Source organism: Shouchella tritolerans (assembly GCF_025770735.1).
Classification (GTDB): domain Bacteria; phylum Bacillota; class Bacilli; order Bacillales; family Bacillaceae_D; genus Shouchella; species Shouchella tritolerans.
The window spans coordinates 314,702-328,644 of sequence record NZ_JAODPB010000001.1 but is presented as its reverse complement, the minus strand read 5'-3'; the positions used below and the strand labels follow the sequence as shown (position 1 = coordinate 328,644).

The 13,943-nt window shown below is 46.1% G+C and carries 15 protein-coding genes and 1 riboswitch; of the genes, 1 reads left to right on the top strand and 14 read right to left on the bottom strand.

The features are described 5' to 3' along the window. Positions 1-19 precede the first annotated feature (19 nt). From N6H06_RS01575 to fabZ, 3 genes are all read right to left on the bottom strand, one after another. Positions 20-571: a GNAT family N-acetyltransferase gene (locus N6H06_RS01575; RefSeq protein ID WP_263705464.1), complete on the bottom strand. Its 552-nt coding sequence runs from the start codon at positions 569-571 to the stop codon at positions 20-22. Between the two features lie 110 nt (positions 572-681). Next, positions 682-3,348, bottom strand: coding sequence for a YhgE/Pip domain-containing protein (locus N6H06_RS01570; protein ID WP_263705463.1), 2,667 nt, complete (start codon positions 3,346-3,348; stop codon positions 682-684). Positions 3,349-3,522: 174 nt separating this feature from the next. Next, on the bottom strand, positions 3,523-3,951 hold the full coding sequence (gene fabZ, locus N6H06_RS01565; protein WP_062745067.1) for a 3-hydroxyacyl-ACP dehydratase FabZ: 429 nt from the start codon (positions 3,949-3,951) through the stop codon (positions 3,523-3,525). A gap of 124 nt (positions 3,952-4,075) precedes the next feature. On the opposite strand from fabZ, the gene N6H06_RS01560 reads away from it, so the two are divergent. Next, positions 4,076-4,834 (top strand): alpha/beta hydrolase, encoded by a 759-nt coding sequence (locus tag N6H06_RS01560; RefSeq protein ID WP_263705462.1) that lies wholly within the window; start codon positions 4,076-4,078, stop codon positions 4,832-4,834. A gap of 71 nt (positions 4,835-4,905) precedes the next feature. On the opposite strand, the gene N6H06_RS01555 is transcribed toward N6H06_RS01560, so the two are convergent. From N6H06_RS01555 to N6H06_RS01505, 11 genes are all read right to left on the bottom strand, one after another. Next, positions 4,906-5,529 (bottom strand): FMN-dependent NADH-azoreductase, encoded by a 624-nt coding sequence (locus N6H06_RS01555; protein ID WP_263705461.1) that lies wholly within the window; start codon positions 5,527-5,529, stop codon positions 4,906-4,908. Between the two features lie 110 nt (positions 5,530-5,639). Beyond that, entirely contained in the window at positions 5,640-6,716 is a 1,077-nt protein-coding gene (locus N6H06_RS01550; RefSeq protein ID WP_212954567.1) for a Ger(x)C family spore germination protein, read from the bottom strand. After that, positions 6,709-7,809 carry a GerAB/ArcD/ProY family transporter gene (locus tag N6H06_RS01545; protein WP_062745058.1) on the bottom strand — a complete coding sequence of 367 codons (1,101 nt, stop codon included), beginning with the start codon at positions 7,807-7,809 and terminating at the stop codon, positions 6,709-6,711. The genes N6H06_RS01550 and N6H06_RS01545 overlap by 8 nt, the downstream gene beginning before the upstream one ends. Positions 7,810-7,824: 15 nt before the next feature. Continuing rightward, entirely contained in the window at positions 7,825-9,339 is a 1,515-nt protein-coding gene (locus tag N6H06_RS01540) for a spore germination protein (protein ID WP_082808241.1), read from the bottom strand. Between the two features lie 75 nt (positions 9,340-9,414). Continuing rightward, positions 9,415-9,777, bottom strand: coding sequence for a DNA-directed RNA polymerase subunit beta (locus N6H06_RS01535; protein ID WP_062745056.1), 363 nt, complete (start codon positions 9,775-9,777; stop codon positions 9,415-9,417). A 21-nt stretch (positions 9,778-9,798) separates the two neighbouring features. Continuing rightward, positions 9,799-10,587, bottom strand: coding sequence for a flagellar hook-basal body protein (locus N6H06_RS01530; protein WP_062745054.1), 789 nt, complete (start codon positions 10,585-10,587; stop codon positions 9,799-9,801). Positions 10,588-10,600: 13 nt separating this feature from the next. Then, a complete protein-coding gene (locus N6H06_RS01525) occupies positions 10,601-11,398 on the bottom strand; it encodes a flagellar hook-basal body protein (RefSeq protein WP_062745052.1) in 798 nt (265 codons plus the stop codon). 12 nt (positions 11,399-11,410) lie between these two features. Continuing rightward, entirely contained in the window at positions 11,411-12,415 is a 1,005-nt protein-coding gene (mreB, locus tag N6H06_RS01520) for a rod shape-determining protein (RefSeq protein WP_062745051.1), read from the bottom strand. Between the two features lie 168 nt (positions 12,416-12,583). Then, positions 12,584-12,871, bottom strand: coding sequence for a sporulation transcriptional regulator SpoIIID (gene spoIIID / locus N6H06_RS01515; protein ID WP_011248676.1), 288 nt, complete (start codon positions 12,869-12,871; stop codon positions 12,584-12,586). Positions 12,872-13,076: 205 nt separating this feature from the next. Next, on the bottom strand, positions 13,077-13,391 hold the full coding sequence (locus N6H06_RS01510; RefSeq protein ID WP_212954569.1) for a DMT family transporter: 315 nt from the start codon (positions 13,389-13,391) through the stop codon (positions 13,077-13,079). A 1-nt stretch (position 13,392) separates the two neighbouring features. Then, complete coding sequence (locus N6H06_RS01505; protein WP_062745049.1) at positions 13,393-13,740, bottom strand: DMT family transporter; 348 nt, start codon at positions 13,738-13,740, stop codon at positions 13,393-13,395. 52 nt (positions 13,741-13,792) lie between these two features. Continuing rightward, positions 13,793-13,889: riboswitch (guanidine-I (ykkC/yxkD leader) on the bottom strand. Positions 13,890-13,943: the final 54 nt, after the last annotated feature.

Sequence of the window (13,943 nt, the reverse complement as noted above, 5' to 3'; positions counted from 1 at the left end):
CCGCACAACGAACGATTTGCTACAACGAGTTCATTGTATTTTTAAGCTCATTGTAATCCGTCCGTATCATTGCCATAATGATCTCGTCTGAGTATTGATTATTAAGATAAAGGGACTGTCTCAATACGCCTTCTATTTTAAAGCCTATTTTTTCATATGCTTTTATGCCTCTTATGTTATGAGAGAACACTTCCAATTGTAGCCGATTTAGTTTAAGTTGCTCAAAGGCAAATCGAAGTGCTAATTTGATTGCTTCTGTTCCGTACCCTTTATTTAAAACATGTTGATGATGCAAGGCAATTCTAAACCCGGCTTTTTGGTTGGTCTCGTCGATTTCTAAAATCGATAAATCACCAAGCACCTCATCACTATTGAGCAAACAAATCGCAAAATCAAAGCGGTGCTCATCATTGGTCATTCGCTCATAGTGTTCATACAATTGCTCCATTGTAAATGTATTTGTTGTGCCAGTCATATATCGTATTTCTTCATCTTGGACAGCATTAAAAAAGCTACTCATATCGTTTTTTTGCACAGGCCTTAAGTAAACGGTAGTGCCAGTTATCCTCATTTGTCCTCTCCCCTTTTGTGCTTTTCTATTATATCTAGAAATCGTTGATAAAGGAAACTACCCCGTTTAAAAAAAGCAAAGGAAGGGGTTTCCCACCTTCCCTTGCTCAGTCAATCAATCATCCGGCTCGACCGGGATTTTTCCGTTGTTTTTTGCATTCGCTCGGCAAGTGGCTTCTTCAGCAACAAGCCGAACAGCAGAGCGAGTACAAGAAAGAGGACAAGCACGCCAATATTGATCCAGACTGCTTCAGCGACGATTCCCCCAACTGCCTCCCTTAGCAAATTAATTGCATACGTAAACGGCAAAAAGGGGTGGATCGCTTGGAAAAATGGCGGTGCGACTTGGATTGGGAACGTTCCTCCAGCACCTGATAATTGCAGCACCATAAAAATAATGGCCAACGCTTTACCGATATTACCAAAAACCGACACTAGCGTGTAAACAATCGTCATAAAAACGGAACCAACCAATACGGAAAACACGACGAACCAAACGGGGTGGGCTGCATAGACTCCGAGTACAAGGAGATCGCCAATGCTGACAATAAGCGCTTGGAAGAAACCGACTAGCAAGAACAGCACGAGGCGGCCTAGATAAATGTGGTGTGCCTTGTATTCTTCCCTCATATCGACTGGATGAACATCGGTTTTTAGCAAGTTCGCTAGCAGCAACGCGCCTACCCACAGAGATAGGGCTGTATAGAATGGCGCATTGGCTGACCCGTAGTTTGGAACGGCGTACAATTGATCCTCAATTAGTTTGACTGGTTCTGCGAAAAACGCACTCTCTTTTTCAATATCGTTTTTCAGCAATCCAATCATTTCTTCGAGATCGGTATTTTCTTCAAACTCGCGAATACGGTCAGCTGCCTCGCCAACTGTCTCCTCTAGCCCTGGCAATTCCCCATCGACAAATGTAGCGATATGATTTAACGCTTCCTCAAATTCAGGAAGAGCTTCCTCAACTTTTTCTGCCATCTCAGAGAATTCCTCTTCCAGTGACGGCAAATCGTCACGGATAAAATCGGCGGCCTCATGAATTCGTTCCTCAATTGCTGGAAAATCGTTGCTCATAAACGCGTTGATGCCCTTAATGGTCGCAATCACTTCTGGCAGTCCATTTTCAACTAAGTTAATGGCCTCATTGACACGCTCTTCAATAGCAGGCAACTCTTCCAGCAAATTGTTGAGTTGTTCTTCGCCTGTTACGCTAATCGCTGAAGCTTGATTTAACATCTCCTCTAGATCAGGGAGGCGTTCTTCAGCAGCGGCCAAATCGTCGCCTGCATCCTCAGCAGCCTGGCCTAATTGGCTAACGGCCCCTTTAATGACATCTGCCCCGCCATTTTCCATGTATTGTTGGACATGTTGGGCGGATTGAGCCGTCGCTTGCGCTTGTTCCTTTAAAGACTCTACCGTCTGCGAATCAAGCTCTCCTCCTGCTTCCAATGTAGCGATAGCAGACTGAACGCTCTCCTGTAAACTGTTCGTTTTGTCTCGTGCTTCGGAAAGGGAATCAATCGCCGGACTTAGCTCTTTTCCAGGCAATGGTTCATTTAATTCACTGAGAAAGTCGATTGCTTGCGTTAATGCTTGCCCATTTGCGGCAAGCACCTCATTGGCTGAACGAAGCTGCTCCACAAGCGCGCCAGATGAATCGTCTGACAGAGCTGTCTCCACTGCATTTGCGCCTTGCTCTACAAAGCTTGCTTGCCGGTTGATCACATCAACAAGAGGATCGATCGCCCCTTCTACTTCATTCAGGACCTCTTTGGCGCCTTCTAAATAACCTTGTGCATGATCAGCCATTTCAGCAGCGTGTGGCAGCGCCTCCTGGGCGCGCCCAATCGCTTCCTGAGCTGTCTGAACGATTTCGAGCGCTTCCACTATTTGCGCTTCCACTTCGCCAAAGTGGCTGCCGATTTCTACAAGTTTATCCGCTGCCGCCTCTATTTCAGGAATCCGTTCTTCCAACTGGGCCAGTCGCTCGCTAAGCGTATGGATTTCCGGCAATCGTTCTTCAATCTCCAATACGTACCCAGCTGCTTCGTTTATGTCTGAAAAATGCTCATCCATCCCGATGACGCTCTCGACTTTTTCCTTGATCACAGGCCAGTCGTTTTGAAGTTCAAGCACCTTTTCCCCTAGCTCATTGATTTCTGGAAACCGTTCTTCTAGCTTGAAAATATTGCTTTCGATTTTACGAATCGTCGGCAATTCATTTTCAAGTTCCACGCCAATATCGTTCAGTTCCGTAAACAAAGCAGTTGATGCTTCTCCTAAAAATTGCTCGGAAATTTCCTCGACAATCGCCGAAGCGCCTGCTGACGTCATCTTTGGAGCAATCGCATTCAGTTTTTCATTGACAGTATAGCGAACTTCGGGAGCGGCTGGCTCCCCGTCAAGGACGCTCGTCAGCTTTTCGGAAAAGTCTTTGCTTATATACACACTTGCGTAATAATCGCCCTTTTTGACTCCTTCTTCAGCCGTGGCTCGATCGACAAACGTCCATCCCATTTTGTCGTTCTTTTTGAGATTTTCAACAAGCTCGTCTCCGACTTTAAACTGTTCTCCGTTGACTTCGGCGCCGGCATCCTCGTTCACAACGGCCACTTTGATTTGTCCCGTGTTGCTATAAGGGTCCCAAGAAGCAGCGACATTGAACCAAGCATATAATGACGGCAAGAATGCCAAGCCAACAAGCAGAAGCGCAACAAGCGGCACGCGCTTTAAATTGCGCAAATCCTGTTTTACTATTTGGCTAATTTGCTTCATTGAAACCATCCTACTCCTTCCATCATCAACATTAGTATTTCCTAATCATACATGAGCGACTCAAAATAGACAATATTTATCCACGAAGAGCATAAAAGAGAACAAACCCTTGTACAGCAAGAGTTTGTTCTCTTGAATAGGATCTGAAAGAACAACAAAAAAGATGTAAAATTTCTAGACGTCTTTAAAGGCAAACGTCATTTCTGCTTGTGCAGCCACTTCTCCATCGACGTACGCCGTCCCAGTCGCCTTGGCAATCGGGCCCTTTACACGCGTAACCTCAGTTTCTAACCGTAGTTGGTCCCCAGGGCGGACAGGACGTTTAAATTTACAGCCGTCGATGGCGGCAAACAAGCCGACTTTGTTCGTACCTTCCTGCGCTTTTGCAATCGCAACTCCGCTCACTTGTGCCAGTGCTTCAACAATAAGGACACCAGGCATCACAGCATAATCAGGAAAGTGGCCATTAAAAAACTCTTCATTGATCGTAACATTTTTAATGCCGACCGCTCGTTTTCCCGCTTCAAGCTCAATCACTTTATCAACAAGCAAAAACGGATAGCGGTGGGGAATAAGTGTTTTAATTTCTTCAACCGTCAACATTGGATCGCCTCCTCTTTCGAATCTTTCCCGCTTTATCTTACCATATTGCCTGGCTATAGGCAGCACCCCTCTATGAAAACGGTTTCAAATAGGCTATAATTTAAACGAAGGAGGCGTTTAACCATTGGCTCTCATAACGATGCAGTTCCATTCCCAAACATTAGGAAAACAAACAAGCTTGGCGATCATTTTGCCCGATGAAGCGTCACCGCCCTTCAAAACATTATTCCTGCTCCATGGGTGGAGCGACGACCATTCTGCCTGGCTACGGCAAACGAGCATTGAACGTTATGCGATTCGAGAGCAAATAGCCGTTGTCATGCCTAATGTCGATTTGAGCTATTACACGGATATGATTTTCGGCAGCCCTTATTTCACCTTTTTAACCGACGAATTACCTGAGCGGCTTGCCCGGCTTTTCCCACTCTCGGACAAACGGGAAGACCAGTTTGTTGCTGGTTTATCAATGGGCGGTTTTGGTGCATTCAAATGGGCGCTTCACCATACTGGGCGCTTTCAGGCCGCAGCTAGCTTTTCAGGTGCCCTTGATTTAAAAAGTCTATTGGAAGCGCCTATCCCTGAGAGACTGGCACATATGAAAGCTGTGTTTGGCGAATCCCTTGCTGTCAGTCAATCAGGAGGCGATCTAATTGCTTTGCTGAAAACAAGCATTGCCGAAAATGTCGCGCTTCCGCAACTGTACCAGTATTGTGGAACGGAGGATTTTTTGTATGAAATGAATACCTCTTTTCTAGAAGAGGCCCGGCAAGTAGGCGCGTCTTTCGTCTATTCTGAAGGGCCAGGGGGCCATACATGGGACTATTGGGACCGGTGCATCGACAACTGGCTTTTGTCGTTGCGAAAAGACGGTTTATTGAAATAAAGGGGCACGCATACAGGGCATGAATGAAAAAGCGCCAGTTGCCTGACTGGCAACTGGCACATGTTTTCTTATTAAAAGGCAACGGCCGCTTTTTTAACGTTTTCCAAGCCTTCAGAAATAATCGCATCGGCTTGGTCAGGGACGGCGTTATGGCCTTCAATAATGACTTCTACTGGTTGAGTGATGCCCCAGAATGCCATCGTTGTCCGAACGAGGTTTGCCGCCATTTCTGAAGCAGCCATCGCTTTATTCGAATAAACGCCGCCACGGGCATTTAACAAAGCGACTTCTTTAGAACCAACGAGTCCAACTGGACCTGTTTCCGTATAGCGGAACGTCTTGCCTGCTTGCGCTAGATAGGACAAATACGTAATAAGTGGTGCAGGCACCGTGAAGTTCCACAATGGAAAGGCAAAGACGACTTTATCAGCATTTAGGAACTGTTCTTGGTAGCGTTCAATCGTCTCCACGATTTCTTTTTCCTCGCCAGTCAATTCCATGCCTTGGGCTTTTTTATATTGGCCGGTAATCGCTGTATTCCCGTAATAAGGAAGTTTTTCAGCGAACAAGTTGAGCTCTTCGACTGTATCATTAGGATTGGCTTCCTTATACGAATTCAAAAATTGATTATACATTTTCACGCTCACGCCTTGCTCAAGACGGTCGCTTGCATTTATCATTAACACTGTTGCCATGTTACAAGTTCCTCCTAGTTACGAATAATTGTCGCATGTACTATTGTACACCCTCCATTTCAATCGTCCAGTAGGCACTTTTTTGATAGTCAGTCTCCTTTTTGAAACCGCTATTGGCTGACGCCTGATTCCACAATGTGTGTACTCACTCGAACATCGACAGCTAGCTTTTTATATAGCTGGTACCACTCTTCTTCGTTTAGCCCATTCTTTCCGATCTGTCTAGCGCCAAAACCAATTGGGTCTATTTCTTTTTCTTGCAAGTTTTGCAAAAGCCGCTTCATTCTTTCCTGCAAGGAAGCATTTGCTTCTAAGGTAATCTGTTGCAACTTCTCTTCTTGCAAAAGGCCGCCTGAGTATTCACTAAGTCGTGTCCGCAATCCGACGTCAATGAATAGTGTCCGTGTATTTAAATCCACATACACATCAGCATCCGAGCGAAGCTCACGCAAAACGGCGACATGCTCGCCTTCATCAACTCGAACTTCAAGCACACCGCCCCTATCGTAGCCATCGGTTAACAGCTTGAGCAAAAACGATTCCTCTAGGTTCAGTGTATCAATCAAACGGTCCTGTTTAAAAAGAGCCATTCCGTCTACTTGCAAATTTCGCTCGCTATAGGAAAGGTACGGCAAAAACGGGTCATGGCCTTTTTCAAAATAAGCCCTCATAAACAAGTGCATATTCGATTGTGGCAAGTTGCCTTGGGTCATGTTATGGTCAAGCATGTCTTTTAAATAGGCACCAATTTCAGCTTGTAATGGGAATTGCACGTTTAGGAGCCCCTGCGTTGTCCCATTGGTCACACTCAAATACGCTTTCGTCGATACAGTCGGATCGCGGTAATACGTATCAAGCACATCAAAAATGCCATCTTCCGCTAACTGGTCTTCTAGCAAAATCGATGATATTTTCCCCCCATGGAGTGGACGGGAAGACATGCTGTTAAATTTGAGCCGTAGCGCTCGCGTCGAATCAGATTCCGCTGACAGCGCCGTATTTTTCGTTTCTTCTTCAACCGAATATGAGGTCAAGCTAACAGTCCCTTTTATAGCGCCCTCTTCCCCTTTATCAAAACCAATGACCGAAATCAATTGTAGCTCATCGATAATCCTTGTCGTTACTACGGAGAAAAGGGGCACGAAAAGGAGAACCGCCAGCATAGATACTTTCAAGACCTTATACATGGGAAGCGTCCCCTTTCTTTTTCAAAAACAAGCTGACAGCCCATAAAAGCGGAAGAATACCGAAAATAAAAAGCGGACCGACAGAATTCATTCCATCGTTCAACTCGTTGATCGCTCTGCGTGTATCGAATTGAATGGTGGCGATAAACACAAGAAAAACAACCGCTTTTGCCGTCGTGCGATGCCGAACACCGAGCTGTTGTTTCAATAACCTGCTGCTCGCCCAAATCGCAAGGGCGATGTTTGGAAAGATGACAGTCAGCCATATCGCGATGCACAAATACTCGATCCGTTCAATAAAGACGAGAGACACGACTTTCCATGCACTTAGCGTCGGCCAAATCGTCAGCGTCAATTGTTCGTGACTATAATAAAGAAAGGTGACAAGCACAACGAGCAAGTAGACGAGCGTTGTACATGCTGAACCTAAATGGGCCGAAAGTTGCAGTCCTTTGCCTTTCTTTAAAAAAGGCGCATAAACAAGCAGCAATTCTGCACCTGAAAAACTTAACGTCAACAGGAACGCTGCCTCTATTTGTTTCTTCCACGTCGTGTCAAACAAAGGGGTCAAATGGTACCACTCTGCAAATTCAAGTACAGGCAGCACCGTTGGCCATAAAAGGGTCGGTATAAGGACAAATAAAAAATTCAAACCTGCCACTACCCGAAACCCTTTTACAATCGCATAATACTCGACCAATAAAATGATCAGTGCCATTGACCAAGTCATCAATTCTGGGTATATCCATACTTGGATGACTTCGATATACGTTCGCAATACGACAACCGCCAGCAGCGCGAAATAGAAGACAAACAGAAACACCACGAGCCCGCCGACCCACTTTCCAAGCGCTTGCTTGACCATGCCATAGAGATCCCCGCTCTCCGCTTTGCTGATTATCCGAAAAACCATCCAAATAATAAGCTGGTTCACAGCCCCAGCAAGCAGGACGGCAATCCACGCTTGATAACCAGCCACGTCAGCAATATAGCGTGAAAATCCGAGGATGCCTACACCGACCTGCATACCATGTACAAGGAAAAACGCCATGTAGGGAGGGACTTTTACGCTGTTTGGCAGTTCATTAGCCACAATCGTTTTCCTCCTTTAATAGCCGTCATCAATATCAGGCTTTTGCTGTCGGTTGTGTTTCGGCAAAAAACGCTTTGGCTGCTTTGCCTGCAAAAACCGAGGACGCATTGTTTGTTGCGAAATCGGTAAACGGATGACAGAGTCTTTCATGTCTTTGAAGGAAAATGGATAGATCGGCTCCATATAAGGCCTTCCTAAAGAGGTCAGCGAAAGGAGGTGGCATAGAGTGAAGATCAACATAATGGCAATGCCGATCAATCCCCATATTTGAGCAGCTAATATAAACGGAAAGCGGACAATCCGAATGGTCGTGCCCATGCGGTAAACGGGAATAGTAAAAGAAGCAAGGGCGGCGAGAGCAACAATAATCAATAAGACATTGCTCGTTAACCCGGCTTCTACCGCTGCCGTTCCAATAACAATGCCGCCGACAATTCCGATTGTCTGGCCAATTTTTGTTGGCAGTCTTGCTCCCGCTTCCCGAAGAAGTTCAATCGTAACTTCTAAAAACAACGCTTCTATAATGGGTGGAAACGGCACCGCTGTACGTGAGACGACTAGTGTTGCAAACAAATCCTGGGGAATCATTTCCGGATGGTAGGATAAGACCGCCACATACAACGGGGTCGCAAAAATAGAAAACAGAACAGCGCCTATCCGGATAATCCGCAGCATGGAGGCTGTATGCCAAGATAATAAATAATCTTCAAATGCGACAATAAATTCCAGCGCTGTCACCGGGGCAAGCAGCGCTTGAGGTGCTCCATCTGCCAGCACAGCTACTTTTCCTTCAAGCAATGCCCCCGCCGTCCGATCAGGTCGTTCTGTATCGACAAGCTGTGGGAAAACCGAATAGTTATTGTCTTGAATCACTTGTAAAATCGTCGATGAATCGGGAACTTGATCAATTTGCAAGCCTTTGATTCGTTGCTTCACCGTTTGGACATTTTCTTCATTGGCAATCGAGGCACAGTAGATGACGTACACGTCCGTTTTCGTTTCGCTCCCAACGACGAGTTTAACCATGTGCAAATCGGACGAAGGGATTCTTTTGCGCAGCAACGCTAGATTCGTTTCCACTGTTTCAATAAACGACTCCTTAGAGCCAAACACACTGAATTCAATTTCCGGGACATTCATTTCCCGGCCTTTCATGTAGGACAAATCAACTAACCAGTTTTGCCGTGCTCCATTTTCCTTAAAAGTAATGAGCACGCTCCCTTTTAATAGCCGCTTTTCTATTTCCATTGCGTCCTCAAGCTGTTCCATATCAGCGCTATATAACGCTTCTTTTAATGCTTTGTTGGAAATGCTGGCGACTTGTTTAAGGGGATGTAGCACATTCGAGGCAATGCGCTCCATGTCTATTAAAGATTGATAATAGTAGACATGAATAGGCTCCCCGTCCTTGCTTGCTTCCACTTGTTCCACAAAATCGCTTGATTGCTTTGCCGCTTGCAGGACTTCCGCAAGAGTAGTAAGCACGGGAAATGTCGGCTGTTTCTTTTTCTTATGTAAAAAAAACGGCAAACGGACACCCCCTTCTTTTTCTGTTAGTATGCGAAAGAAGATTGCATTCATACAAAAAAGGAGACTGCGTTTTTCTCAGTCTCCTTGAATATTAGCGATGATGCGATACCAAAGATCGGGATCGAGGGCATCCCACATATTCTCCCCTTCGCCTATCACGCCATAACCGATGACAAGCCCACAAAGCAAGCATGCGCCTGCCAGCACGATCACGACAATCAGGCGCAGCCAAATAGGGAACAAGCGAATCCGTTCATGTTTGTAGAGATCAGCGGCATGCCTATCTTCTCGCTCTTCCGTCGGGTCGTCGGTTTTATCAGGGGTGGCATTCGGCGACACATCAAGGCGTCCAACTGCCTGCTCTGTTTCAACATCGGATGGTTCCTCGCCTGGTTGCAAAGGCTCATCTGCTTTTTTAGTTTGTCCGTCTTGAGCCAAGCACGCCACCTCCTCACTCCATTAACGGCGAATGTTATTCGCTAAACCGGCCATATCATCTGCAAACGAGTAAGCCCTCGCTTGAAATTGTAATAGGCGCTGCGTCTCCATCAATTCAGCCATTTCTACGCCTAAATCGACATTGGCTTGTTCGAGCATGTTTTGTTTCATATGCCCGTCTGTGGCCTCCACTTCTTCTGAAACGCCTGGAAGCTCCGGAAGCACATACACATTGTTTCCGGCAGATTCAAGCGTTTGCGGTCGCAGCACTCGTGTCAGCGCAAAAGAACCAACTTGCTGCTCTCCTCCGTTACCGAGTTGGGCAAACAAATTGCCGTCCCTCCATTCCAAGGCAACCGTATCCCCTGGCATGACAATCGCCTCTCCATTGCTGTCAAGCACACGGTTGCCATCGTTCGTTACGAGTTCCAACCCGTTGCCCACTGCCTGTGGAGAAAAGTAAAACGTGCCATCACGCGTGAGCCTCGTGCCTGATACGGTCTCAATGTTATAGAAGAGATCTGCTTCGGTCAAGGCAAAATCGAGCGCACGTCCTGTTTCACGTAAAGTACCTTGTTCTAGTTGAATTTGCGTTTGTGCTAACTTTGCGCCTGTGCCGACTCGCAAGCCGTGGGGCGTCTGCCTATTTTCATTTGGTTGGTTCAAGTACTCTGAAGTCAAGACATCCGCAAACGAAGCAGACCGCCGCTTAAAGCCGGTTGTTTCCGCATTGGCCATATTGTTGGAAATCGTGTCAATCTTCGCTTGCAGCTGTGAAAGCGTAGCTGCAGCTGTATGCCCAATACTCATTGATCGTCCTCCCCTATGTTAAACGTCCTACCTCATTAACTGCTTTGTCCATACTTTGGTCATATGCCTGCACCACTTTTTGGTTTGCTTCAAATAACCGGTAAGCGCTAAGCATAGCGTTCATTGATGCCGCTGTGTCGACGTTGCTCCGTTCAATCGCTGCCTGACGAACAGAAAAATCAATTGCCGGATTGCCGTGGGCGCTTGGCAACTCTCCATTTTCCAGCATATACAGGCCATCGCCTTCACGCTCTAACTCATTGGTGTTGTCAGCTAGTACGATCTCAATTGTACCCCGGTTTTCACCATCTACGACAACAGCGCCGCTTTCATCGACTGAGAATGCTTCTGAGTCGACCTGGATCGGCCCGCCTTCTGTACTTTGGAGCAAATGCCCCCCTGCAGTTGCTAGCCGCCCTTGGCTATCCACTTGCAAGTCGCCATTGCGTGTATAACGTACGCCATTTTCCGTCATCACGGCAAAAAAGACAGCGTTATTCTCCTCAAGTCCGGTTTGGAGAAGCGCTAAATCGGTCGTATTGCCTGTTTCTTGAATATCGCCTTGCCGGGCATTTGTTTGTTGCTCTTGCAAATAAACGGCTGTTGATAAACTGCCAAGCCCTTGTTTTTGCACAGTGCCAGCCTTAGAAACGCTTTGCGCTTCCATTAAAAACGTTGGAAAAGCTCTGGAAACCGATTGCTCTGCTTTATAGCCAGGCGTTTGGGCATTGGCTAAATTATTGGCTAGCATGTCTTGGTGGTATTGGGCAGCAAGCATTCCACTCGTTGCTGTATAAAGCCCTTTTAACATCCCGTTCCTCCTTTACAACTGTACTTTTTTACTGGACATCTTGTCCAAGTTTTCTAAAATGATGCCTGTTCCCCTGGCCACACAATGCATTGGCTCTTCTGCAATGAGTACAGGGATCTTTAATTCTTCTGCAAGCAGCGTATCCATTCCATGCAACAGCGCTCCGCCCCCTGTCAACATCACGCCCTTATCAATTATATCGGCAGACAGCTCTGGAGGTGTTTTTTCTAATACTTGCTTAGCTGCCTGGACAATGTATTCAACAGACTCTACTAGTGCCTTTTCAATTTCTTTCGTCGAAATCGTAATGTTACGCGGCAAGCCACTTATCATATCGCGACCTCTGATGTCCATTTCCTCCGAACGTGCACCAGGAAAAACAGTAGCTACTTGCTTTTTTATTTCTTCGGATGTTCGTTCTCCAATTAACAGTTTGTACTCTTTTTTTATGTACGATAAAATGTCAGAATCAAAACGATCCCCTGCCACCTTAATGGAAGAGGCGGTGACAACATCACCCATCGAAAGCACTGCTACATCCGTTGTGCCGCCACCTATATCGACGACCATATTGCCGCTCGGTTGAAAAATATCCATCCCAGCTCCTATGGCCGCCACTTTTGGTTCCTCTTCCAAATAGACATTCTTTCCGCCGCTCTTTTCCGCTGCCTGGCGAATCGCTTTTTGCTCAACAGACGTAATATTCGTAGGGCAACAAATTAAAATGCGCGGCTTTGAAAGAAAGCCCTTTACTTGAATTTTATCCATAAAGTGCCTTAACATTGACTCTGTCATCTCAAAGTTTGCAATGACGCCATCCTTCATCGGCCGAATGGCTACAATGTTTCCTGGTGTCCGTCCAACCATGCGAAACGCTTCTTCTCCAACAGCAAGGACGCGGTTTGTTGTCGTATCAAGAGCAACGACAGAAGGCTCATCTAATACAATGCCACTGCCTTTCACATAAATAAGCACATTCGCTGTCCCTAAGTCAATTCCAATATCACGGCCAAACATACATCGATTTCCTCCTTATTCTCCTTAACATGTAAACATAACGAATAGTTGTGCGCCTAGATGATTTAAGTATGTATCGAACAAACGTATAGGTTAATTGAAACGCGCACATATGCCTAGTATAAATAGTACCATAAACACAGGAGAAAAGAAGAATTTGTCGAAATTTTATTGTCGTGATTTTACAATTGGCTGGTCCCCCACTTCAATTGTCTTCTTGTACTTGACTTTTGTCGCTTCACCGCCCCGCAAGTGGCGAATGGACTTGTGGTACTCAAGTATCTCCTTTACGTCATTTGCAAGCTCTGGATTGATTTCCGGCAAACGTTCGGTGAGATCCTTGTGTACAGTACTTTTTGAGACGCCAAATTCCTTTGCGATGGTTCGCACCGTTTTTTTCGTCTCAACAATGTACTTGCCAATCTTGATAGTTCGCTCTTTGATGTAATCGTGCACACGACTCGCCTCCCTAATTCTGTATGGGTGATTGGTAAAGTGTATTAGGGAGGCGTCCCCGTTATACCATCTTTTCATAGGTCAAGCTTCATTTCTTGACTCTTTGGCCTGCTTCCTTTCATTCCACGATCACGCTTTATGAAGTGTACGAAGAGAAAGCACCTTAAAAATGTTTGCCCCATAATAAGGCTACCTGATCGTTCGATTAACTAACTGCTTTTAAAGCAACAACCGAACCCAATATTAGGAAGATAAAAAAAATCCTTGGAGCGGTTTTCGGCTCGCCATAAACAAACATGCCGATTGCCGCTCCCCCGAAAGCCCCTATTCCCGTCCACACAGCATAAACTGTGCCCATAGGCAATGTTTCCATTGCGAGTGACAAAAGGACGAAACTCGCTGAAAAACCAATAACAAGCAACACCAATGGCAACAGCTTTTTTTCAAGTTTAAAACGGTTCATCATCGCCAAACCAAACATCTCAAACAAGCCAGCCACAATCACATACACCCAAGCCATCTCAACTTACTCCTTTTTCCGATTTAGGTTTCTCCCCTGGCGTTACCAGTTTTAAACCGATGACGCCAGTTAATAGCAAACCGATTAATAGTGCCTTTACTAACTCGAATGGCTCTCCAAACAGGAGTGTTTCGGCGATAACGGTTCCTGCCGTACCTAGCCCGACAAAAACGGCGTAGGCGGTCGCAACAGGCAGCCTTGCTGTAGCAGCAATTAGCAGGACAAAGCTTGCAAATATCGCCACTACGGTTAAACTCCATTCCATAATCGTTGAGGCATGTTTTAGCCCGATGACCCAGCCGATCTCAAAACAGGCGGCCACAACAATGAATATCCAGTGTTTACTCATTTTATCCTCCCATTCTTGCGCACACAAAAAGCCCAGGAGCTATTCATAGAATGTCTCCCGGGCTTTTATCCCTCCGTGTCACGGCAGACGCCGTGTGCACCTCTCGGACCAGCCCTTGCAAATGAAGCGGAACCCTAGGCGCATTGTGCGATCATTTTCCTTTAGTCTAGCACGAAGTGGCTTTCCTCTCAAGAACAAAGTCC

What these genes read in the sequence shown, in the direction of transcription:
- N6H06_RS01570 (WP_263705463.1), bottom strand. Translation starts at nt 3,348, where the DNA reads ATGAAGCAAATTAGCCAAATAGTAAAACAGGATTTGCGCAATTTAAAG.
- fabZ (WP_062745067.1), bottom strand. Translation starts at nt 3,951, where the DNA reads ATGTTGACGGTTGAAGAAATTAAAACACTTATTCCCCACCGCTATCCG.
- N6H06_RS01530 (WP_062745054.1), bottom strand. Translation starts at nt 10,587, where the DNA reads ATGAGTATTGGGCATACAGCTGCAGCTACGCTTTCACAGCTGCAAGCG.
- N6H06_RS01510 (WP_212954569.1), bottom strand. Translation starts at nt 13,391, where the DNA reads ATGGCTTGGGTGTATGTGATTGTGGCTGGCTTGTTTGAGATGTTTGGT.
- N6H06_RS01575 (WP_263705464.1), bottom strand. Translation starts at nt 571, where the DNA reads ATGAGGATAACTGGCACTACCGTTTACTTAAGGCCTGTGCAAAAAAAC.
- N6H06_RS01550 (WP_212954567.1), bottom strand. Translation starts at nt 6,716, where the DNA reads ATGTATAAGGTCTTGAAAGTATCTATGCTGGCGGTTCTCCTTTTCGTG.
- N6H06_RS01505 (WP_062745049.1), bottom strand. Translation starts at nt 13,740, where the DNA reads ATGAGTAAACACTGGATATTCATTGTTGTGGCCGCCTGTTTTGAGATC.
- N6H06_RS01555 (WP_263705461.1), bottom strand. Translation starts at nt 5,529, where the DNA reads ATGGCAACAGTGTTAATGATAAATGCAAGCGACCGTCTTGAGCAAGGC.
- N6H06_RS01525 (WP_062745052.1), bottom strand. Translation starts at nt 11,398, where the DNA reads ATGTTAAAAGGGCTTTATACAGCAACGAGTGGAATGCTTGCTGCCCAA.
- mreB (WP_062745051.1), bottom strand. Translation starts at nt 12,415, where the DNA reads ATGTTTGGCCGTGATATTGGAATTGACTTAGGGACAGCGAATGTGCTT.